Source organism: Streptomyces sp. NPDC021012, from assembly GCF_044333355.1.
GTDB lineage: Bacteria > Actinomycetota > Actinomycetes > Streptomycetales > Streptomycetaceae > Streptomyces.
The window spans coordinates 129,648-149,803 of the sequence record NZ_JBIRQU010000007.1 but is presented as its reverse complement, the minus strand read 5'-3'; the positions used below and the strand labels follow the sequence as shown (position 1 = coordinate 149,803).

At 73.1% G+C, this 20,156-nt stretch carries 20 protein-coding genes; 11 read left to right on the top strand and 9 right to left on the bottom strand.

Annotated elements, in window-relative coordinates; all coding sequences use genetic code 11:
* Window positions 1-136: 136 nt before the first annotated feature.
* Window positions 137-940 carry an endonuclease I family protein gene (locus ACH4TP_RS23545; RefSeq protein WP_398184934.1) on the bottom strand — a complete coding sequence of 268 codons (804 nt, stop codon included), beginning with the start codon at window positions 938-940 and terminating at the stop codon, window positions 137-139.
* Between the two features lie 199 nt (window positions 941-1,139).
* Window positions 1,140-1,604 carry an Lrp/AsnC family transcriptional regulator gene (locus ACH4TP_RS23540; protein ID WP_389235584.1) on the bottom strand — a complete coding sequence of 155 codons (465 nt, stop codon included), beginning with the start codon at window positions 1,602-1,604 and terminating at the stop codon, window positions 1,140-1,142.
* Window positions 1,605-1,722: 118 nt separating this feature from the next.
* On the opposite strand from ACH4TP_RS23540, the gene ACH4TP_RS23535 reads away from it, so the two are divergent.
* From ACH4TP_RS23535 to ACH4TP_RS23525, 3 genes are all read left to right on the top strand, one after another.
* Complete coding sequence (locus ACH4TP_RS23535) at window positions 1,723-2,832, top strand: asparaginase (RefSeq protein ID WP_389235586.1); 1,110 nt, start codon at window positions 1,723-1,725, stop codon at window positions 2,830-2,832.
* Between the two features lie 288 nt (window positions 2,833-3,120).
* Entirely contained in the window at window positions 3,121-4,554 is a 1,434-nt protein-coding gene (locus tag ACH4TP_RS23530; RefSeq protein WP_389235589.1) for an aspartate ammonia-lyase, read from the top strand.
* Between the two features lie 119 nt (window positions 4,555-4,673).
* A complete protein-coding gene (locus ACH4TP_RS23525) occupies window positions 4,674-6,323 on the top strand; it encodes a GMC oxidoreductase (protein ID WP_398184941.1) in 1,650 nt (549 codons plus the stop codon).
* Window positions 6,324-6,380: 57 nt separating this feature from the next.
* On the opposite strand, the gene ACH4TP_RS23520 is transcribed toward ACH4TP_RS23525, so the two are convergent.
* The 3 genes from ACH4TP_RS23520 to ACH4TP_RS23510 form a co-directional block, all read right to left on the bottom strand.
* Entirely contained in the window at window positions 6,381-6,869 is a 489-nt protein-coding gene (locus ACH4TP_RS23520) for a carboxymuconolactone decarboxylase family protein (protein WP_041127600.1), read from the bottom strand.
* Window positions 6,866-7,945: a dihydrodipicolinate reductase gene (locus ACH4TP_RS23515; RefSeq protein WP_398439032.1), complete on the bottom strand. Its 1,080-nt coding sequence runs from the start codon at window positions 7,943-7,945 to the stop codon at window positions 6,866-6,868. The genes ACH4TP_RS23520 and ACH4TP_RS23515 overlap by 4 nt, the downstream gene beginning before the upstream one ends.
* Window positions 7,946-8,025: 80 nt before the next feature.
* Window positions 8,026-8,466, bottom strand: a complete 441-nt coding sequence (locus ACH4TP_RS23510; RefSeq protein WP_398439031.1) for a GNAT family N-acetyltransferase — start codon at window positions 8,464-8,466, stop codon at window positions 8,026-8,028.
* Window positions 8,467-8,620: 154 nt separating this feature from the next.
* On the opposite strand from ACH4TP_RS23510, the gene ACH4TP_RS23505 reads away from it, so the two are divergent.
* Complete coding sequence (locus ACH4TP_RS23505) at window positions 8,621-9,415, top strand: hypothetical protein (RefSeq protein WP_398439030.1); 795 nt, start codon at window positions 8,621-8,623, stop codon at window positions 9,413-9,415.
* A gap of 44 nt (window positions 9,416-9,459) precedes the next feature.
* Here ACH4TP_RS23505 and ACH4TP_RS23500 read toward each other — a convergent pair whose 3' ends face one another.
* Complete coding sequence (locus tag ACH4TP_RS23500; protein ID WP_398439028.1) at window positions 9,460-10,842, bottom strand: NAD(P)/FAD-dependent oxidoreductase; 1,383 nt, start codon at window positions 10,840-10,842, stop codon at window positions 9,460-9,462.
* A 123-nt stretch (window positions 10,843-10,965) separates the two neighbouring features.
* On the opposite strand from ACH4TP_RS23500, the gene ACH4TP_RS23495 reads away from it, so the two are divergent.
* On the top strand, window positions 10,966-11,538 hold the full coding sequence (locus tag ACH4TP_RS23495; protein ID WP_389235607.1) for an NADPH-dependent FMN reductase: 573 nt from the start codon (window positions 10,966-10,968) through the stop codon (window positions 11,536-11,538).
* 6 nt (window positions 11,539-11,544) lie between these two features.
* Here ACH4TP_RS23495 and ACH4TP_RS23490 read toward each other — a convergent pair whose 3' ends face one another.
* The 3 genes from ACH4TP_RS23490 to ACH4TP_RS23480 all read right to left on the bottom strand — a co-directional run bounded on the left by ACH4TP_RS23490 (window position 11,545) and on the right by ACH4TP_RS23480 (window position 13,834).
* A complete protein-coding gene (locus ACH4TP_RS23490) occupies window positions 11,545-12,699 on the bottom strand; it encodes a hypothetical protein (protein ID WP_398439027.1) in 1,155 nt (384 codons plus the stop codon).
* A gap of 163 nt (window positions 12,700-12,862) precedes the next feature.
* The gene (locus tag ACH4TP_RS23485) at window positions 12,863-13,444 is read right to left on the bottom strand and encodes a dienelactone hydrolase family protein (protein ID WP_398439025.1); all 582 of its coding nucleotides are present in this window, start codon (window positions 13,442-13,444) and stop codon (window positions 12,863-12,865) included.
* Window positions 13,445-13,525: 81 nt separating this feature from the next.
* Entirely contained in the window at window positions 13,526-13,834 is a 309-nt protein-coding gene (locus tag ACH4TP_RS23480; RefSeq protein ID WP_389235616.1) for a hypothetical protein, read from the bottom strand.
* Between the two features lie 205 nt (window positions 13,835-14,039).
* On the opposite strand from ACH4TP_RS23480, the gene ACH4TP_RS23475 reads away from it, so the two are divergent.
* The 6 genes from ACH4TP_RS23475 to ACH4TP_RS23450 all read left to right on the top strand — a co-directional run bounded on the left by ACH4TP_RS23475 (window position 14,040) and on the right by ACH4TP_RS23450 (window position 20,153).
* Window positions 14,040-15,248, top strand: a complete 1,209-nt coding sequence (locus ACH4TP_RS23475) for an RNA ligase (protein ID WP_398439024.1) — start codon at window positions 14,040-14,042, stop codon at window positions 15,246-15,248.
* 2 nt (window positions 15,249-15,250) lie between these two features.
* Entirely contained in the window at window positions 15,251-16,168 is a 918-nt protein-coding gene (locus ACH4TP_RS23470) for an AAA family ATPase (protein ID WP_398439022.1), read from the top strand.
* 67 nt (window positions 16,169-16,235) lie between these two features.
* Window positions 16,236-16,937 carry a ribonuclease H gene (locus ACH4TP_RS23465; protein ID WP_398439021.1) on the top strand — a complete coding sequence of 234 codons (702 nt, stop codon included), beginning with the start codon at window positions 16,236-16,238 and terminating at the stop codon, window positions 16,935-16,937.
* Between the two features lie 288 nt (window positions 16,938-17,225).
* A complete protein-coding gene (locus tag ACH4TP_RS23460) occupies window positions 17,226-17,909 on the top strand; it encodes a GNAT family N-acetyltransferase (RefSeq protein ID WP_389235628.1) in 684 nt (227 codons plus the stop codon).
* 253 nt (window positions 17,910-18,162) lie between these two features.
* Window positions 18,163-19,227, top strand: coding sequence for an enoyl-CoA hydratase/isomerase family protein (locus ACH4TP_RS23455; RefSeq protein ID WP_398184965.1), 1,065 nt, complete (start codon window positions 18,163-18,165; stop codon window positions 19,225-19,227).
* Entirely contained in the window at window positions 19,224-20,153 is a 930-nt protein-coding gene (locus ACH4TP_RS23450; protein WP_389235634.1) for a glutaminase, read from the top strand. The genes ACH4TP_RS23455 and ACH4TP_RS23450 overlap by 4 nt, the downstream gene beginning before the upstream one ends.
* Window positions 20,154-20,156: the final 3 nt, after the last annotated feature.

Genomic DNA, 20,156 nt, shown 5'->3' with positions numbered 1-20,156 from the left:
CTTCTGGTTGCCGGAGGCGACATCTCAAGAACGTGAGAACATCCGGGATTTCGCGTTTGAAGCCCCCGGAAGCGGGGAGCCGGGCCGGGTGCAGCACACCCGGCCCGGCTCCGTCACTTCCCGCGTCGCGCGCGGACTACCAGATCGCCTCGACCCACTCCGGGTGGTCGATGAACGGGTTCCGGTTGTGCTGGTAGGTGTTGTAGATGACGTCGTTGCGGCGCTCCTCGAAGGCGCTCGGCGGGTCCTGCTCGTTCCACTGCTTCAGGACCGAGAGGCGGCCGTGGAAGGGCGTGCTGCCGTTCGACGTGGACTCGTCGGGCTCCAGGTCGGGCCAGCCGTCGTCGCCCTCGTAGCGCACGGCCATGTAGAGGATCATGCGGGCCACGTCGCCCTTGTCCGCGTCGCGCGGTTCGAAGGAGTCGCTGTCCGTGTAGGCGCCGGGCGCGCCGCTGACCGGGGAGCCGCCGTTGTCCCAGTCCTTGTTGCCCCGGGTGCTGTTGACCTGGACGTCGCAGGCGCGCAGGTGGTGCAGGTCGGTGCCGGGGCCGGCCGAGGTGCCGAAGTTGCCGTGGGACTGGGCCCAGGTGTGCTCGCGGTTCCAGTCGCCGACGGAGCCCCCGTTGAGGGCCTTGCTGCGCGAGACGCCGCTGTAGAGCAGGATCACGTTGTTGGTGTTGTTCGGGTCCTGGTCGGTGACCTTCAGCGCGTTCCAGACCGCGTCGTACGAGATCTTGCTCTGGCTGCTGATGATGGTGTGCAGCGAGGACTTGAGGCTCGTGCCGGTCTTGCCGATGGCGTCCTTGTAGTACGTGGAGTCGTACGCCGTGGTCGTGGCGCTCGCGGGAGTCGCGGCGACCGTGGGGAGCGTGACGCCGACGAGGGTGGCGGCGGCGGCCGCCGCCCACACCTTCCAACTGCGGGTCCGCACAACGGACATGGGGGGCCCTTTCCCGGGGACGGTACGCGCGGGACAACGGACGCCGGCTCGACGGGGCCGTTGTCTACGCGTGTTGACTGTTTGTCACCGGGAGAGTGACACACGTCAGGTACCTGTCATGTAACGGAGAGGAGGCTGTTCCGTGACGTTCTCGCATACGGGGGAACCGGATCGCCCCTCCCCGTGGGCCCGTCCGGGGTCAGGCGCCCCGGACGTCCACCGGCATCCCCTTCGGCTCCTTGATCCGCTTCATGATGATCTGCGAGTTCACCTCGGTGACCCCGGCCAGCGTCGTCAGCCGCTCGATCCACAACCGCTCGTACGCCGCGAGGTCCGCCACCGCGATCCGCAGCAGGCAGCCGGGACTCCCGAACAGCCGGTACGCCTCGATCACGTCCGGCACGTCCTGGAGCGCCTCCTCGAAGGCCTCCACCGTCTCCCGGTCCCGCCGCACCTCCACCGAGACGAGGACCTCGAAGCCGCGCCCCACCGCCTCCGGGTCGATGATCGCCCGGTAGCCCCGGATCACCCCGTCCTGCTCCAGCTGGCGCACCCGGCGCAGACAGGGGGAGGGGCTGAGCCCGACCCGCTGGGCCAGCTCCTGGTTGCTCAGCCGGCCGTCGTTCTGGAGCTCGCGCAAGATATGGAGATCGATTCGGTCCATGGCGCAATTATCCACCACGATGAAACAAACGAGGGGCTGATTTCGCAATCGCCTTGCGCGCCTCCTGTCCTATCGTTGCGAGCGCAGACGAAATGGGTACGGAGTAAGGGCGGCAGGCATGAAGCGGACGAACGACGGGGGAGCGCGCCGGATCGTCGTCATCAGCACCGGGGGCACGATCGCCAGCCGCTGGCAGGGCACCGGCTACGCGGCCGACGCCTCGGGCGACGACGTCCTGGCCACCGCCCCCCTCCCCGAGGGCGTCACCGTCGAGGTCGTCGACCTGTTCAACGTGAACAGCTCCCGCATGACCTCGGCCCACCAGCTCGCCCTGCTGCGCACGGTCCACGAGACCTTCGCCGACCCCGGCGTCGACGGCATCGTCGTCACCCACGGCACCGACACCCTGGAGGAGACGGCCTTCCTCCTGGACCTCCACCACACCGACCCCCGCCCGGTCGTCCTCACCGGCGCCCAGCGCCCCTTCGGCACCGGCGACGGCGACGGCCCCGGCAACCTCTACGACGCGCTCCAGGTCGCCGCCTCCGTCCGCGACCTCGGCGTCCTCGTCGTCTTCGACGGGCGCGTCCACGCGGCGCGCGGCACCGTGAAGACCCAGACCCTCGCCGCCGACGCCTTCTCCGACCCCTCCGCCGAGCGCCTCGGCCGCGTCGGGTTCTCCCGCGTCGACATCGAGCGGCAGCCGGAGCGCCCCGCCCCGCTGCCCCTGCCGGCCGCCGCGCGGACCGCGGACCCCGGGGCCACCGGCCCCGACGCCACCCCGCTGCCCCGCGTCGACATCGTCACGCACCACTCCGACGGCGACCCGTTCCTCCTGAACGCCGCCGTCTCCGCCGGGGCCAAGGGCATCGTCCTCGTCGCCACCGGCGCGGGCAACGCCACCCCGGAGATCGCCGCCGCCGTCGCGGACGCGGTCGCCCGGGGCGTCCTCGTCGCCGTCACCACCCGCGTCCCCGCGGGACCGCTGGCCGAGATATACACCGGCGGCGGCGCGGTCGACCTCGTCGCCGCGGGTGCCCTGCTCACCGGCACCCTCCGGGCCGGCCAGGCCCGCATCGCCCTCCTCGCCACGCTCCTCGCCGAAGCCGGCACCGGCGCGGGCGGCACCGCCCTGCTGCGCCGCCTCCTCGAAGGCCCGGTCCGCGACGAGCCCGCCCTCGCCACCGGCCACTCCCGCTCGGCCTCGGCGGTCGCGGCCCGCGCGTAGCGCCGGTCCGGCGGGTCGGGGTCGTACCAGGTCCTGATCCGGCACCCCTCAGAACCCCGGCTCGCGGACGGAGCACTCCCCCCGCCCGCCCGCGAGCCGGAATCAACTTCCTCCCACCGGCGCACCGCGCCTGCCGGGCCCGCCCGGCGGCTCCGCCGTGCCCGGAACCGGCCGCCGGGGCCGTACGCGCGCGTGGGCACCGTCGCGCTTCCGGCGCCCGCACGCGCATGCGTGGGCATGGACGAACGCTTCACCCACCCTCTCCGCCTCTCCCCAAGGACGGCCCTCATGGTTCCCGCACCGGCCCCGCACGACCTCCCCGTCCGCCGCGAGCACGATCTGCTCGGCGACCGGGACGTTCCCGCCGACGCCTACTGGGGCGTCCACACCCTGCGCGCCACCGAGAACTTCGCCATCACCGGCACGCCCATCTCCGTCTACCCCCTCCTGATCGAGGCGCTCGCCGCCGTCAAGGAGGCCGCCGCCCGTGCCAACGAGGAGCTCGGGCTGCTCCCCTCCGACAAGGCCGCCGCCATCGCCGGCGCCTGCCGGGAGATCCGTACGGGACGGCTCCACGACCAGTTCGTCGTGGACGTCGTCCAGGGCGGCGCGGGCACCTCCACCAACATGAACGCCAACGAGGTCGTCGCCAACCGGGCCCTGGAGCTCCTCGGCCACGCCAAGGGCGACTACGCGCACCTCCACCCCAACGAGGACGTCAACCTCGGCCAGTCCACCAACGACGTCTACCCGACCGCGATCCGCATCGCCGCGATCGGCGCCGCCCGCGAGCTCCTGAAGGCCATGGCAGTCCTCCAGGACGCCTTCGCCGCCAAGGCCCTGGAGTTCCGCGAGGTCGTGAAGATGGGCCGCACCCAGCTCCAGGACGCGGTGCCCATGACGCTGGGCCAGGAGTTCTCCACGTACGCCGTGATGCTGGAGGAGGACCGCGGCCGGCTCGCCGAGGCGATCGAGCTCATCCACGAGATCAACCTCGGGGCCACCGCCATCGGCACCGGCCTCAACGCCGCCCCCGGCTACGCCGAGACCGCCCGCCGCGAGCTCGCCGAGCTGACCGGGCTGCCGCTCGTGACCTCCGCCAACCTCATCGAGGCCACCCAGGACTGCGGCGCCTTCGTCCAGCTCTCCGGCGTCCTCAAGCGGATCGCGGTCAAGCTCTCCAAGACCTGCAACGACCTGCGCCTGCTCTCCTCGGGCCCGCGCGCGGGCCTCGGCGAGATCAACCTGCCGCCGGTGCAGGCCGGTTCCAGCATCATGCCGGGCAAGGTCAACCCCGTGATCCCCGAGGTCGTGAACCAGGTGGCCTTCGAGGTGATCGGCAACGACATCACCATCACCATGGCGGCGGAGGCGGGACAGCTCCAGCTCAACGCCTTCGAGCCGGTCATCTTCCACGCCCTGTCCAAGAGCCTGCTCTCGCTGCGCGCCGCCTGCCTCACCCTGGCCGAGCGCTGTGTCACCGGCATCACCGCCAACACCGAGGCGCTCCGCGCGGCCGTGGAGAACTCCATCGGCCTCGCGACCGCGCTCAATCCGCACCTCGGCTACACGGCCGCCACCGCCATCGCCCAGGAGGCGCTGGCCACCGGCCGGGGGGTCGTCGAACTCACCGTGGAGAAGGGGCTGCTGCCCGCCCACCGCCTCGCCGAACTCCTCACCCCCGAGCGCCTCACCGGAGCCCCGGGCCCGGCCGTTTCCTGATCCGCGCGGGGCGATCAAGAGGGCCTGTTCGGCCATAAGTTACCCGGCAGTTTCTCGTGACTTCCTCGGCGGGCGGTCGTAGAACGTGTTCCCATTCACTTCCGAGTGAGGAAGATCATATGAGTGAACACCCCCTGTCCGCCCGGGGAAGTCACGGGGTCAGCCGCCGCCGTTTCCTCTCGGGAACAGGTTCTGTTCTCGGCGCCGCCGCCCTCGCCGGAACGATCACGGCCCCCGCCCGCGCCGAAGTCCCCGGCCTGAACTGCACCCCCATCCCCGACGGCGCCCAGGTGCGCGCCCTGGTCATCGGCACCGGTTACGGCGGTTCCGTCGCCGCCCTCCGGCTCGCCCGCGCCGGCGTCGACGTCCACATGATCGAGATGGGCATGGCCTGGGACACCCCCGGGCCGGACGGCAAGATCTTCGCCAACACCACCAAGCCGGACTACCGATCCTTCTGGCTGCGCACCCGCACCAAGCAGCCGCTGAGCCAGTTCCTCGGCTTCCCGCTCGACAAGGACGTGCCCCTCCACACCGGCATCCTCGACGCCGAGGACTTCGCCGGCATCACGGTCTACCAGGGGCGCGGCGTCGGCGGCGGCTCCCTCGTCAACGGCGGCATGGCCGTCACGCCGCTCCGGGAGCGCTTCCCGGCGATCCTCCCGACCGTCGACCCGGCCGAGATGTACTCCACCTACTACCCGCGCGCCAACGCGGGCCTCGGCGTCAGCTCGGTGGACGTGAACTGGTGGGAGAGCCAGGACTGCTATCAGTACGCGCGCGTGGGCCGCAAGCACGCCGAGCGCTCCGGCTTCCCCTTCGTCTTCGTGCCCAACGTCTACGACTGGGACTACATGAAGCAGGAGGCCGCCGGGGCCGTCCAGAAGTCCGCCCTGGAGGGCGAGGTCATCTACGGCAACAACGCCGGCAAGAAGAGCCTCCAGAAGACCTACCTCGCCCAGGCCGCCGCCACCGGCCGCGTGAACGTCTCCCCGCTCCACCGGGTGACCTCCGTCAGCCCGGCCGCCGCCGGCGGCTACACCGTCGTCATCGACCAGATCGACACCACCGGTGCCGTCCTCGTCACCAAGACCGTCCGCGCCGACCGGGTCTTCTTCGCCGCGGGCAGCGTCGGCACCAGCAAGCTCCTCACCCGCCTCAAGGCCACCGGCGCCCTGCCCTCGCTGAACGGGTACATCGGCAAGGGCTGGGGCGACAACGGCAACGTCATGTGCGGCCGCGCCAACCACATGTGGGACCCCACCGGGACGCTCCAGTCCTCCATGCCCACCGCGGGCATCGACAACTGGGACGCCGGCGGCGCCTTCGCCGAGGTCGCCCCGCTGCCCACCGGCATCGAGACCTACGCCTCCTTCTACCTCTCCATCACCCGCACCCCGCGCCGCGCCGAGTTCAGCTGGAACCCGGCCACCGGCAAGGTCGACCTGAGCTGGGACCGGGCCTGGAAGCAGACCTCCATCGACATGGCCAGGTCGATCTTCGACAAGATCAACAGCAAGGAGGGGACGATCTACCGGACCGACCTCTTCGGCGCCTACAAGATCTGGGGCGACCACCTCACCTACCACCCGCTCGGCGGCGCGGTCCTGGGGCAGGCGACCGACAACTACGGCCGGCTCCACGGCCATCCCGGCCTCTACGCCATCGACGGGTCCCTGATCCCCGGCAACACCAGCGTCAACCCCTTCGTCACCATCACGGCCCTCGCCGAACGCAACATCGAACGCATCATCGCCGAGGACTTCTGACGCCGCGGGGCAGGGGGAAGGGCGGGCCGGGAATCCCGGCCCGCCCTTCCCCCTGCCTCAGTGCGTCGGCAGCACGCACACCTCGTCGAGCCCGAGCACCCGGTTGAGCCGCCCGAACGCCAGCCACGACCCCAGGCTCATCGTCAGCTCCACGATCTCCGCCTGGCTGTACCGCGCCGTCATCCGCGCCCAGAACTCCTCGTCCAGGCCGTGGTGGTCGAGCGCGTACCGCTCCGCGTACTCGGCCGCGAGCCGCGTCCGCTCGTCGAAGGCCTCCGAGACCTCCGTCTCGCGCCACGCCGCGACGAGCGCGTCGAAGCCCTCCTCGACCTTCTCCCCGTCCCGGTCGGTACGCCAGTCCAGGCAGAAGCCGCAGCCGTTGATCTGCGCGATCCGCAGCCGGGCCGCCTCGAACTCGCGCAGCCCCAGGGTCGTGTGGGCGTACACCGACAGCGAGAAGTTCGCCGCCGCCGTCCCGATCTCCGGGACCATGTCGCCCCACACGTACCCGATCGGCTCCTGGCCCTCGGGAATGTCGATGATCATCGTGGTCTCCCTCCCAGCTTCCCGACCGCCGGCCGCAGCGGCACGTCCAGCGCGTCGTACAGTCCCGGTTCCGCCGCCACCAGCCACTCGATCGCCCCGACGAGGCGTCCCACCGCCGTGGCGTTCCCGCCCGCCGAGCGGTTCTCGCCCTCGTCGGTCGCCGCCACCGTCACCTCGATCCGGGGGCTGCCCTCGACGATCACCCGGTGCGCGCCCGCCCCGTCCGGCGGCACCGGCCAGTCCGGCGCGCACGAGGGATGGATCCGGGTGACGTGCTCGATCACGATGCGGGGCTCCCCGCCGACGATCCCCTGCACCTCGAAGCGGATCGCGCCCTGCGTGCCCGCCTCGAAGACCCCCATCGTCCGGGTCTTCACCGTGGACTCCAGCGGGCGCCGCTCCAGCGTCTCGCGGATCTCGTCGAGCTCGGCCCCGAGCGCGCGGGCCATCAGCCGTATCTGCCCGCCCCAGATCATGGTCGGCATCGAGGGCCACAGCATGGGCGGCTCGTACTCCATCGGCCGGCCCATCCCCACCAGCTCGCGGACCGACTCCTCCTGCTCGTACGTCGAGTAGTCGAAGATCTCCTGGCAGCGGATCACGTCCACCGTGGTGGCGAGCCCGCTCACCAGGAGCGGCAGCACGTCGTTGCCCCAGCCCGGGTCGACGCCCGACACGAACAGCGAGCCGCCGCCCTCCGCGACCGCCGCGAGCACCGGATCCCGGAACTCGGGCGGCGCCTCGCGCTGGTCGTACAGCGGATACAGCGCGGGCGTCACCACCACCGCGCCCGCCGCCACCGCCCGCGCCACGTCGGCGAGCGCCCCGTCGGGCCGGGTGTCGCCGGAGGCCGCGTACACCACCGCCCCCGGCCGCCCGTCCAGTACGGCGCCGACGTCGTCGACGGCCGCCACCCCGAGATCGCGCCCGAGCCCCGCGAGCCGTCCCGCGTCACGTCCCACCTTGGCCGGGTCGGACACGAGCACGGCCGCGAGCTCCAGGCCCGGATGGGCGTCCACGGCGCGAATGGCCGCGCGCCCGACATTTCCGGTACCCCACACCACCGTCCGAATCATGCGCGGAGGGTAGCGCCGGGCCCCGAAGGTTCCCAGACCCGCGACGCGACGATCTGACGGCTCGTCAGGGAATGTGCCCGTCAGGCCAGTCGGAGCGCCACGAACGGGACCGTGTCCCCCGGCAGGACGTACCGCTCCGCCTCCACGAAGCCGCGCGCCAGCGCGAACCGCAGCCCCTCCTCGTTCGAGGCGAGCACCACCGTCTCCACGCCCTCGTCGCTCAGCGTCCGCGCGTGCGCGAGCCCCCGCTCGTACAGCGCGGTCCCGAAGCCGCGCCCCCGGTACCCGGGCAGCGTCCGGGCGATCACGGTCGCCGCCGGGGTCTCCCCGTCGGGCGGGCGCACCGTCGAACACCCCACCGCCACCTCCCCGAGGTACGCGACGTCGAGCCGGTTGCGGCCCGCCCGCTCCCGCACCTCCTCGGGGGAGAGCACCGCCGTCGGGATGATCGTGTTGTGCACGGCCCGCCAGTCGGCGAGCTGCTCCTCGGTCCGCGCCCGTTCGATACGAAGATCACTCATTCCCGCAGGAAAGCGCGGCCGCCCCGCCCGGTCAACCTCTTTCCGGCCCAGCGGGGACACGTCCGTACGGGTGAGGGCGCGGCCCCGGCGGCAGTGCCGCCCGCCGAACGGGTACGGATCGCTGCACTGCCCCCGGCCAGGAGGATGCCGTCCCATGCCCGTCCGCAAGGGCGCCCCCGCGCTGCTGAGCGCCGGCACACTGTGCGCGGCCCTGTTGCTCACCGGCTGCGCGAGCCCCGTCCCGCCCGCACCCGCCCCACCCGCCTCCACGACCGCGCCCGCCTCGGGGGACAGCCGCCCCGCCCCGGGGGCGCCGGGCGTGGCCGCGAACGACCTCGCCTCCGCCCCGGCCGCCGCTCCCCGGCTCCCCGGCATCGGCCCCGCCACCCAGGCCCTCGTGCCCGCCGACACCACCCAGGCCCTCGTCGTCACCGGTGTCGACGCCGACTCCAACACGGCGATGGTGACCCTCTACTCGCGCGCCAGGACCGGTCGGTGGACCGGGATCGCCGGACCGTGGGCCGCCCACAACGCCCTCCGGGGCTGGACCGACGACCACACCGCCGGCGACCTGCGCAGCCCCATCGGGGTCTTCCGGATCGGCGACGCGGGCGGCCTGCTGCCCGACCCCGGCTCCCGGCTCCCGTACGACCAGAGCGACGAGTTCGAGATCAGCGGCACCGGCCTCTCCGGCGAACCCCTCGAAGGCTCCTTCGACCATGTGATCGCCATCGACTACAACCGGGTGCCCGGCCGCTCCCCGCTCGACAGGGAACGGCCCCTCGGCGAGGAGAAGGGCGGCGGGGTCTGGATCCACGTCGACCACGGCGGACCGACCCAGGCCTGCGTCGCCCTGGAACGCGAGACGCTGCGCGAACTCCTGCGCGCCCTCGACCCGGCCGCCGAACCGGTCGTGGTCATGGGCCCGGCACCGGAACTCGCCCGCTGACGGCCCGCGCGGCGCCGGGAGGCAGGCCCCGGCGCCGCGCGGCGTCAGTTCCCGCCGCCGGGCCCCACCGCCCCGCGGAACGAGGCCGTGTGCTCACGGACCTGCTCCGCCGTCAGGTACGCGTCCGTGTACTCGAAGTCCCGCAGCGTCCCCGCCTTCGAGGCCAGGAACCCGGTCCGCACGTAGTCGTCGCCCGCGACGGCGTTGAGCAGCCAGTTCGTCATCACCCGGGTCTTGGCCACATTGGTCCGCAGCGCCGCCCAGTGGTAGCCGCGGGCCACGGCCTGCGCGGGCGCCCCGTGCAGCTCCACCCCGAGCGGCTTCGACACCCCGTCCATGCCGCCCAGGTCCACCACGAGCCCCAGGTCCTTGTGGGTGTACGGGCGGGTCCGCTCGTTCCGCAGCGTCGCGACCAGGTTGTCGGCGAGGGCCTTGCCCTGCCGCATCGCGTGCTGCGCGGTCGGCGGGCAGATCGCGGCCTCCCCGCCCTTGGCGAGATCGGGGACCGCCGCCGCGTCGCCGAGCGCCCACACCCCGTCGAGCCCGGGCACGTCCATCTCGGCCGAGACGACGAGCCGGCCCCGGACGGTCTCCGCGCCGAGGGTGCCGATCAGCGGGCTCGCGGCCACGCCGGCCGTCCAGATCAGCGTCCGGCTCGGCAGCACCCGCCCGTCCGTGAGCGTCACCGTCTCCTCGTCCACCGAGCCCACGGAGACGCCGAGGGACACCTCGATGCCGCGCTTCGTCAGGATGTCCATGGCGGCGGCGCCCAGCTTGTCGCCCAGCTCGGGCATCAGCTTCGGCGCGATGTCCACCAGGTGCCACTTGATGAGGTCGGGGTCGAGCCGGGGGTACCGCTTGACCGCGTTGGACGTGAGCAGCTGGAGGCAGGCCGCCGTCTCCGTCCCCGCGTATCCGCCGCCGACCACGACGAACCGCAGCCGCGCGGCCCGTTCCTCGTCGTCGTCGCTCGCGTCCGCCAGGTCCAGCTGGGCGATGACGTGGTCCCGGATGTACACGGCCTCGGCGAGCGTCTTCATCCCGCGCGCGTACTCGGCGAGCCCCGGGATGTCGAAGGTGCGGGTCACGCTGCCGGGCGCGAGGACGAGGTGGTCGTACGGCTCCGTCACGTACTCCCCGGAGATCGTCCGCACCACGCAGACCTTCGCCGCCGTGTCGATCCCGACCACACCGCCCGGGACGATCCGGGTCCGGTGCCGCCGGCTGCGCCGCAGCGACAGCGCGACCGACTGCGGGGTCAGCACGCCGGCGGCCACCTGGGGGAGCAGCGGCAGGTACAGCTGGTACGAGAACGGCGAGATCAGCGTGATCACCGCCTCCCGCGCCGCGAGGCGCCGTTCGAGCCGTCGCACGCAGCCCACTCCGGCGAAACCGGCGCCCACCACGAGAATCCTCGGTCGCGTCACGCTGTCCGCCCTTCCGTATGAGCGTCTTTTCACCCTTTTTATCGTGATTGGTGAGGTATCGCTCCTCGGGTTACGTTGCGGAAGGAGATCCCCCAGGCCCCCACGGAAGGCGGAACAGCGCGCATGACCACGTACAAGGTCGGCTACTTCATCGGCAGTCTGTCGGCCACGTCCATCAACCGGATCCTGTCCCGCGCGCTCCTCCGCGTGGCGCCGCCGGGCCTGGAGTTCCAGGAGATCCCCATCAAGGACCTCCCGCTCTACAACCACGACTACGACGCCGACTACCCGCCCGAGGGCAGGGCGCTGAAGGACGCCATCGCGTCCGTCGACGCGGTCCTCTTCGTCACCCCCGAGTACAACCGGTCCATCCCCGGCGCCCTCAAGAACGCCATCGACTGGGCCAGCCGTCCCTGGGGCACCAACTCCTTCACCCACAAGCCGTCCGCCGTCATCGGCGCCTCGCCCGGCAAGATCGGCACCGCCGTCGCCCAGCAGAGCCTCCGCTCGGTGCTCTCCTTCTGCAACTCCCCGCAGATGAACGCCCCGGAGGCGTACATCCAGTTCACCCCGGGGCTGTTCGGCGAGGACGGCGAGGTCACCGACCCGACGACCCAGCAGTTCCTGACCGACTTCATGGCCGACTTCAAGGCCTTCGTGGAGCGGGTCCTCACCGTCCTGCCGCCCCAGCGCTGAGGCGCCTCAGAGGACGGCGATCCCGAGCGGCCGCGAGCCCGCCGGAAGACGGCGGGTGTCGCCCGTGCCGAGGTCGACCACGGTCAGACCGTCCCAGTAGCCGTCCCGGGTGAAGCCGCCCGTCACATAGGCGGTGCGGCCGTCCCGGGACACGGCCACGCTCTCGTGCGGGCCCTCCAGCGGATACACCCGCTCGGCCCCGCCGGGCGTGCGCACCGTCAGGGAGGGCCCCTCGTCCGCGTCCGGATCGATCGGCCCGGTGCCCACGGTCAGCAGCGTGCCGTCGGCGGTCACGGTCGTGCCGTGCTGATGGGTGTTCGCCGTCATCGGCTCGATCGCCGTCCGGCCCGTCCGGGGGTCCACCACCGCGAGCCGCTCGCCCTCGAAGGGCAGCAGCAGCTTCCCGTCCGAGGGCCGTACGGCCGTGTAGTGCGGCTTGAGCCAGGAACCGAGCCCGCCCTCCGTGCCGTACGGGGCGACCTCGATCCGGCGCGGCTCCAGCGTCCCCGCCGCGACGACCGTCACGTCGAAGGAGTCGTGGTCCGTCGCGTACACCTCGGAGCCGTCCCGCGACACGTCCACGTCGAAGGGGCGCCGGCCGACCGGGACGACGTCCGTGACCTTCAGCGCCGCCGTGTCGACGACCTCCAGCGCGCCGTTCCCACCGGGCACGTTGACCCCCACGTACGCCCGCCGCCCGTCCGGGGCGAGCGCGATGCCCATGCCGCCGCCCCGGTACTCGCCCGTGGTCACCGGACCGGTGTCCGTGCGGTACGGGACCAGCGCCAGGCGCTCCCGGCTCGCGGTGTCCACGACGGCCACGCCCTCGGCGGTCGCCACCCAGGCCCGCCCGTCCTCGCCGACGGCCAGACCGTACGGCGCGGTGCCGACCTCCACGGAGCCGGTGGCGCCCCGCGCGGGGTCCACGAACGTGACCGTGTCGGAGCCGAAGTCGGTGACGAGCAGGGTGCCCGGGGCGACCGTGCCGCCCGGGTCGGGCGTCACGGTGGCGGGGGAGCCGGGGGTGGCCGATCCGGCCGCGGGGGAGGCGCCGACGGGCGTCGCCGCGGAGCCCCGGGCGCAACCCGCGAGCAGGACCACGGCCACCGCGCCGGGCACGAGCACCCGGGCGGCACGGGACGGACGGCGGAACTTCGGCATGACGGACTCCTCGGTACGGCGACCGCGCGGACGGCCCCGCCGGGCGTCCGCGCCCTGCCCCGATCCTCCGCCCGCGCCCACCGCCGCCCGGTCCGCCGCCCGGCCCCTTCCGGCGGGCGGGACGGCCGACACCGGGGTCCACCGATCGGTCGACCCCCGGGGCTCACCCCTTGCGGGCGTCCAGGAAGCACAGCACCCGCTCGGCGCACAGCCCGGCCGCCTCGGGCACGAAGTCCGGCGTGCCGCGCTCCGTGAACAGATGGGCCGCCCCCGGGTACAGGAACAGCTCCCGGTCCCCGGCGCCCGCCACCAGCTCGCGCGCCGCCGACAGGTCCCCGTCGCCGACGAAGTACGGGTCGGCGTCCATGCCGTGCACCTGCGCGGGCACGCCCTCGGGCCAGGCGGCGCCGAAGGCGGCCACCGGCACGCAGGCACCGAACAGCAGGGCGCCGGCGGCCCCGGGCCGGGTCTGCGCCAGCTTCTGCGCGGGCAGCACGCCGAGCGAGAACCCGGCGTACACGAGCTCCGAGGGCAGCCCCTCGGCCGCCTTCTCGCCCCGCGCGACGACGGTCTCGAAGCCGATCTCCCGGGCGTGCCCGACGCCGGCCTCCAGGTCCCCGAACGTACGCCCCTCGTACAGATCGGGCACGTGCACCGTGTGCCCGGCCCGCCGCAGCCCGTCGGCGAACGCCTCGACGCCCGCCGTCAGTCCGAGCGCGTGGTGGAAGAGCAGCACCTCGGCCATGTCGTCATCCCCTGGATCACCGTACGGTCATGTCGCGAGGCAGCATGACGTACGCCACTGACAACGGTCCGGCGGACGGGATCAGAGCATCGGCCGGTGCGGGACGACGGCCCCCGCCTGGCCCACCATGCCGGAAGGACCGCCGACGCCCATGGGGCCGACGGAGCCCATCGGGCCGGTGACGCCCATCGGAGCACCGGCACCGGGGTGCGGGGCGCCCGCGTGCGCGACGGCGCCCTGCGGGCCGGGCATCCCCTGCGGAGGCATCTGGATGTAACGGCTCAGATCCCGCAGAACCTCCTCGGCGACCTGGCGGACGTCACGAGGAACGTCCCCCCGCTCCCGTATGAGCTCGGCATAGATCGGTGCCGTGCCGTCCGCGTGGTTCATGGGGCTCGCTTCCTCGTTCCTGCGCCGGCCTCCGTCACCGACGGGCAGACGGCGAGTCTACGGGGCACCACCGACACGCCCGGGATCGGGAGTCCGGTCGGGCGCCCCCGGCGGACCGCCCCCCTTCGGATCCCTTCGAAATTCGTTGTCCTTCCCGGCCCGTCCCGCCCGAGAATGGATCATCGAACACACGGGAGGGACCCCCATGAGCCAGGCGACCCTGACTCTGCACGACCTGATGCCGTCCGACGAACTCGCCGCCGCCCTCGCGGACGGCCACGTCACCCGCAAGCGCCACCCCGAGCTGCCGCTGTCGATCTACACGTACACGCGCGCATGCCAGTACGCCCAGCACTGGAACCGGGCCACCACACGGTGCCGCGGGCTCGTCGCCGACGACACCACCGGGCGGATCGTCGCGCTCCCCCTCCCCAAGTTCTTCAACCTCTCCGAACACGCGGGCGGCCGCCCCTACGCGCCCCCGCTGCCCGACGAACCCTTCGAGGTGTACGACAAGGTCGACGGCAGCCTCGCCGTGGTCTTCCACTACGCCGACCGCTGGCACGTCGCCTCCAAGGGCTCCTTCACCAGCGGCCAGGCCACCTGGGCGCAGCGCCGCCTCGACGCCGCCGACACCACCGGTCTGACCCCCGGCACGACCTACCTCGCCGAGATGGTCTACCCGGGCAACCGCATCGTCGTGAACTACGGCGAGCGCCGCGACCTCGTGCTGCTCGCGGCCTTCGGCCCGGACGGCACCGAGACGCCCCTCGCCGAGGCCGCCGAGGGCTGGGGGCCCCTCGGCTCCGTCGTCCGCACCTGGCCCGCCATGCGCGTCGACGAGCTCGTCGCCCTGACCGAGTCCAACACCCTGCCCGGCGGCCACCCGGCCACCGGCACCGACGCCGAGGGCTTCGTCCTGCGCTTCGCCTCCGGCCTGCGCGCCAAGGCCAAGCTCAGCGAGTACGTGCGCCTCCACAAGGTGCTCACCGGCGTCACCGAGCGGGACATCTGGCGCGGCCACGGCATCCAGCGCTTCGCCGGCGTCCCCGCCGGCGAGCTGGCCAAGGGCCTCGGCTGCGCCGTCACCGAGGTCGAGGCCGACGGCGGAAAGCCCCTCGACGCCCTCCTCGAACAGGTCCCCGACGAGTTCGACGCCTGGGTCCGCGAGGTGATCGACCGGCTCGAAACGGCCGCCGCCGACCGCGAGCGGGCCGTCGACGAGGCCTACGCCCGCCTGGCCCACCTCGCCGGCGACCGGGCGGCCTTCGCCCGCGCCGCCTCGGACGTCACCGACCGGGCCCTGCGCGCCCTCCTCTTCCTGCGCCTCGACGGGCGCCGCACCGACCTCCTCGTCTGGCGGCAGCTGCGCCCCGAGGCCACCGACCCCTTCGCCCACGACGAGGAGAACTGACCGTGCCCGTGGTCCACCTCATGACCGGCCTCCCGGCCTCCGGGAAGACGACCGCCGCCCGTGCCCTCCAGGCCGCCGCCGAGGGCCGGATGCGCCGCGTCAACCTCGACGACCTCCGCGCCATGCTCGACGTCCCCTCGCCGGACCGCGGCCGGTCCCACCAGCACGAGCAGACCGTGCTCGGCATCCAGGACGCGGCGGTCCGCGCCGCCGTCGACGACGGCTTCGACGTCGTCGTCGACAACACGCATCTCACCCCGCACGTCCCCAAGCGGCTGAAGGCCGCCGTGGGCGGCCTCGCCACCTTCGCCGTCCACGACTTCACCGGCGTCCCCGTCGACGAGTGCGTCCGCCGCGACGCCGCCCGCGAGCGGCCCGTCGGCGAGGAGATCATCCGCATCCTCGCCGAGAAGCACGCCAAGGCCACCCGGGGCGGCTGGCGGCTCACCGCGGACTGGCTCAACGACCGCCCCACCGTCGGGGAGCCCTACGTCCCCGACCCGGCGCTGCCCACCGCCGTCATGTGCGACATCGACGGCACCCTCGCGCTGCGCGTCGACCGGGGCCCGTACGACTTCTCCCGCTGCGACCGCGACCTGGTCAACCCCTCCGTGCGCGACGCCCTGCGGGCCTTCCGGCACACCGAGCGGGACCGGATCGTGCTGCTCTCCGGGCGCAGCGAGGACCACCGCGACCTCACCGAGAGCTGGCTCGCCCGCCACGAGGTGCCGTACGACGAGCTGTGGATGCGCGCCTCCGGCGACGGACGGGGCGACGACCTGGTGAAGGCGGAGCTCTTCGACGCCCACGTCCGCCACCGGTACGCGGTCCGGGTCTCCCTGGACGACCGCGACCGCGTGGTCGCCCTCTGGCGCCGGATGGGCCTGCCGACCTGGCAGGTCAACTACGGCGCCTTCTGACCCGGCCCCGGCCGCACGGGGACGGGGGTGGGACCGCCCACCTCCGTCGCCGTGTCAGGATCGTGGGATGGTGGAGAAGATCATCGCGGCGTGCGACGGCGCGTCCAAGGGAAACCCCGGCCCCGCGGCCTGGGCATGGGTCATCGGCCGCGCCGACGGGGCGGTCGACCGCTGGGAGGCGGGCCCCCTCGGCCGGGCGACCAACAACGTGGCCGAACTCACGGCCCTGGAGCGCCTCCTGGAGGCCCTCGACCCCGCCGTGCCCGCCGAGGTCCGCATGGACTCGCAGTACGCCATGAAGGCCGTCACGACCTGGCTCCCCGGCTGGCGCCGCAAGGGCTGGAAGACCGCCGCGGGCACCCCCGTCGCCAACAAGGACCTGGTCGTCCGGATCGACGCGCTGCTCACCGGCCGGGACGTCGACTTCGTCTACGTCCCCGCGCACCAGGTCGACGGGGACCCCCTCAACGACGCCGCCGACCGCGCGGCCAGCCACTCCGCCCGTACGCAGGAACCCCTGGCCTCCGGCGCCGGGGCCGAGCTGCCCCCGGCGGAGCCCTCCGCACGCCCCTCCACGCCCCGGACGCGCTCCTCTGCGCCCCGTACGGGCTCCACGGGAGCCGGTGGGGGATCCGCCCGCAGGAGTCGCCCGTCCGGCGGCACCCTGAACGCGAAATTCCCGGGCCGCTGCCGCTGTGGTCGTGCCTACGACAAGGGCGAGACCATCGCGAAGAACTCCGACGGCTGGGGCCATCCCACCTGCGTCTGAACCGGAGGGCCGTCCGACTGGCGGGCGGCCCCGTCCGGCCCGTGAGACCGTGCGGACCGGGCGCACGGCAGGCTTCACCCCCTCGTGGACGCGGGTTCTCCCAGGGTTCTGTTCTCGGAGCGGTTGTGGCTGCATACTGTTCCTCCTCGCACCTGGTGACGAACCGTTTTACCTGCTCATTTGTCGTTCTCTCGACACCTCCGGAACCAGGCGAGAACCTCCCTCCAGCTGCCGCCGCGGCCTTCCCGCGGCGGGAGTCGTCCCTGCCCGTGAAAGACCCGAGGTTCCGTGCCAGTACCTGTTCTCCTGACCGGGCGCTCCGTGCGCCTGGAGCCGCTGGCGATGCGGCACGCCGAAGCCCTCGCGCGGGCCGGCGGGGCGGACCGATCGGCCTACGCCTTCACCCCCGTACCCGACGGCCTCGAATCGGCCCTCGACTACATCGCCCGCGCCCTCGCCGATCAGGCGGCAGGCCGCTGCCTGCCCTTCGCCCTGGTCAGTACGGCCGACGAACGAGTCATCGGCTCCACCCGCTTCCTCGAACTCGACTACTGGCGGGGCCCGCTCGTCTGGCCGCCCACCCCCGGCATGCCCCACGGCGATCCGCTGACCGCCGTCCCGGACGCCGCCGAGATCGGGAACACCTGGATCGCGGGCGACGCCCGGGGCACCGGCATCAACACCGAGGCCAAGTACCTCATGCTCCGGCATGCCTTCGAGGCCTGGGGCGTCCGCCGCATCAGCATGCGCGCCGACGCCCGCAACACCCGCTCCAGAATCGCCATCGAGCGCCTCGGAGCGACCTGCGAGGGCATCCGCCGCGCCCACTCCCGTGGCCTCGACGGAGCCGTCCGCGACACGGCCTTCTACTCGATCCTCGACGAGGAGTGGCCCACGGTCCGGGACATCATCGAACTGCGCCTCTCCACCCCCCGGCAGGTGCGCATCCCGCAGGACCTGCTGCCGGCCTGAGCCCGGGACGGGACGTGGTCACCCCGTGACCACGTCCCGTGACGCCGGGGCTCGCGTCCCCGCCCCACCGGTGGTTCCATGGAGGTGACGGGAAGGACTCGGCGTGAGGACGCGGAGTAGCGGCCGTCACCGGACCGCGCACCGTGCAATCAGGATCCGCGAGAAGCGGATGAGTCCTTCCCGCCCTTCGGCACGTGCGGAGCGCCCGGGTACCGTGGCCCGGACAGCGAGCCGTGCCACCCGAAGGGACCGAGTGATCGTGCCGACCGGAATTCCCGACGTACTCCTCCGGACGGAGGGCCGCGCCGGGTTCATCACCCTGAACCGGCCCCGCGCCATCAACGCGCTCACCCACCCCATGGTCCTCGCCGTCGACGACGCCCTCACCGCCTGGGAGCACGACCCGGCCGTCGCCACCGTCGTCATCGAAGGCGCGGGCGAGCGAGGCCTCTGCGCCGGCGGGGACATCCGCGCCATCCACGAGGACGCGCGCGCCGGGGGCTCCGCCTCCGCGGCCTTCTGGCGGGACGAGTACCGGCTCAACGCCCGCATCGCCCGCTATCCGAAGCCCTACGTCGCCCTCATGGACGGCATCGTCATGGGCGGCGGCGTCGGCGTCTCCGCGCACGGCTCCGTCCGCGTCGTCACCGAACGCTCCCGGGTCGCCATGCCCGAGACCGGCATCGGCTTCGTCCCCGACGTCGGCGGCACGTACCTCCTCGGCCGCGCCCCCGGCGAACTCGGCACCCACCTCGCCCTCACCGGCAGCCCCGTCGGCGCCGCCGACGCGATCCTCACGGGCCTCGCCGACGCCTTCGTGCCCTCCGCCGAACTCCCCGCCCTGGCCCGCGACCTGACGGACCTGCCGGCCGCCGAGGCCCTCGCCCGCCACGCCGCCGCGCCGCCCGAGGGCGTCCTCGCCGAGCAGCGGGCGTGGATCGACGCCTGCTACACCGCCCCGACCGTCGAGGAGATCGTCGAGCGCCTCTTCGACACCGGAGCGCCCGCCGCCAAGGAGACCGCCGAGACCCTCCTCGGACGGTCCCCGGCCGCCCTCAAGGCGACCCTGGCCACCCTCCGCCGCTCCCGCGCCCTCGCCGGCCTCGAGGAGGTCCTCGACCTGGAGTACCGCGTCTCCTGCGCCGCCCTGGCCACCCCCGACCTCGTCGAGGGCATCCGCGCCCAGGTCGTCGACAAGGACCGTGACCCCCGCTGGACCCCGGCCACCCTCCCCGAGGTCACGGACGCCGACGTCGCCCGCTACTTCGCCGTGCCGGACGGCGGCGACCTCGGCCTGGCGCCGCGGGGTGGCGCGTGACCACCGGCACCACCTTCCAGTTCCAGCCCGTCCTGGACCGCATCGCCGAGGAGATCGCGGACCTCACCGACCGGGGCACCCCGGCCGACTACATACCGGCCCTCGCGGCGGGCGACCCGCGCGACTTCGGCATGGCCGTGGCGGAACTCGACGGCACCGTCTACGGAGTGGGGGACTGGCGCCGCCCCTTCTCCACGCAGTCCGTCACCAAGGTCTTCACCCTCGCGCTCGCCCTCGCCGGAGAGGGCGAGGCGCTCTGGGCCCACGTCGGCCGGGAACCCTCGGGCGACCCGTTCAACTCCCTCGTCCAGCTGGAGTACGAGCACGGCATCCCGCGCAACCCGTTCATCAACGCGGGCGCCCTCGTCGTCACCGACCGGCTGCACCGCCTCACCGGCGACGCCTCCGGAACCCTGCTCGACTTCCTGCGGGCCGAGAGCGGCAACCCCGACCTCGCCTTCGACGCCGCCGTCGCCGCCTCCGAGGCCGCCCACGGCGACCGTAACGCGGCCCTCGCCCACTTCATGGCCTCCTACGGCAACATCACGGGCCCCGTCCCCGACCTCCTGCGCGAGTACTTCCGCCAGTGCTCCCTGGAGGCCTCCTGCGCCGACCTGGCCCTCGCCACCGGCTTCCTGGCCCGGCACGGGCTCCGCGCCGACGGCAGCCGCCTGCTGACCCGCAGTCAGGCCAAGCAGGTCAACGCCGTCATGCTCACCTGCGGCACCTACGACGCGGCCGGCGACTTCGCCTACCGCGTCGGGCTCCCCGGCAAGAGCGGCGTCGGTGGAGCGGTCGTCGCCGTCGTCCCCGGCCGCTGCACCCTGTGCGTGTGGAGCCCCGGCCTGGACAGCCGGGGCAACTCGGTGGCGGGCGTCACCGCCCTCGACCGCTTCACGACCATCACGGGCCTGTCGGTGTTCTGACCG

Coding starts and splice junctions, on each gene's coding strand:
- ACH4TP_RS23545 (WP_398184934.1), bottom strand. CDS start 940: ATGTCCGTTGTGCGGACCCGCAGTTGGAAGGTGTGGGCGGCGGCCGCC.
- ACH4TP_RS23540 (WP_389235584.1), bottom strand. CDS start 1,604: ATGGACCGAATCGATCTCCATATCTTGCGCGAGCTCCAGAACGACGGC.
- ACH4TP_RS23535 (WP_389235586.1), top strand. CDS start 1,723: ATGAAGCGGACGAACGACGGGGGAGCGCGCCGGATCGTCGTCATCAGC.
- ACH4TP_RS23530 (WP_389235589.1), top strand. CDS start 3,121: ATGGTTCCCGCACCGGCCCCGCACGACCTCCCCGTCCGCCGCGAGCAC.
- ACH4TP_RS23525 (WP_398184941.1), top strand. CDS start 4,674: ATGAGTGAACACCCCCTGTCCGCCCGGGGAAGTCACGGGGTCAGCCGC.
- ACH4TP_RS23520 (WP_041127600.1), bottom strand. CDS start 6,869: ATGATCATCGACATTCCCGAGGGCCAGGAGCCGATCGGGTACGTGTGG.
- ACH4TP_RS23515 (WP_398439032.1), bottom strand. CDS start 7,945: ATGATTCGGACGGTGGTGTGGGGTACCGGAAATGTCGGGCGCGCGGCC.
- ACH4TP_RS23510 (WP_398439031.1), bottom strand. CDS start 8,466: ATGAGTGATCTTCGTATCGAACGGGCGCGGACCGAGGAGCAGCTCGCC.
- ACH4TP_RS23505 (WP_398439030.1), top strand. CDS start 8,621: ATGCCCGTCCGCAAGGGCGCCCCCGCGCTGCTGAGCGCCGGCACACTG.
- ACH4TP_RS23495 (WP_389235607.1), top strand. CDS start 10,966: ATGACCACGTACAAGGTCGGCTACTTCATCGGCAGTCTGTCGGCCACG.
- ACH4TP_RS23490 (WP_398439027.1), bottom strand. CDS start 12,699: ATGCCGAAGTTCCGCCGTCCGTCCCGTGCCGCCCGGGTGCTCGTGCCC.
- ACH4TP_RS23485 (WP_398439025.1), bottom strand. CDS start 13,444: ATGGCCGAGGTGCTGCTCTTCCACCACGCGCTCGGACTGACGGCGGGC.
- ACH4TP_RS23480 (WP_389235616.1), bottom strand. CDS start 13,834: ATGAACCACGCGGACGGCACGGCACCGATCTATGCCGAGCTCATACGG.
- ACH4TP_RS23475 (WP_398439024.1), top strand. CDS start 14,040: ATGAGCCAGGCGACCCTGACTCTGCACGACCTGATGCCGTCCGACGAA.
- ACH4TP_RS23465 (WP_398439021.1), top strand. CDS start 16,236: ATGGTGGAGAAGATCATCGCGGCGTGCGACGGCGCGTCCAAGGGAAAC.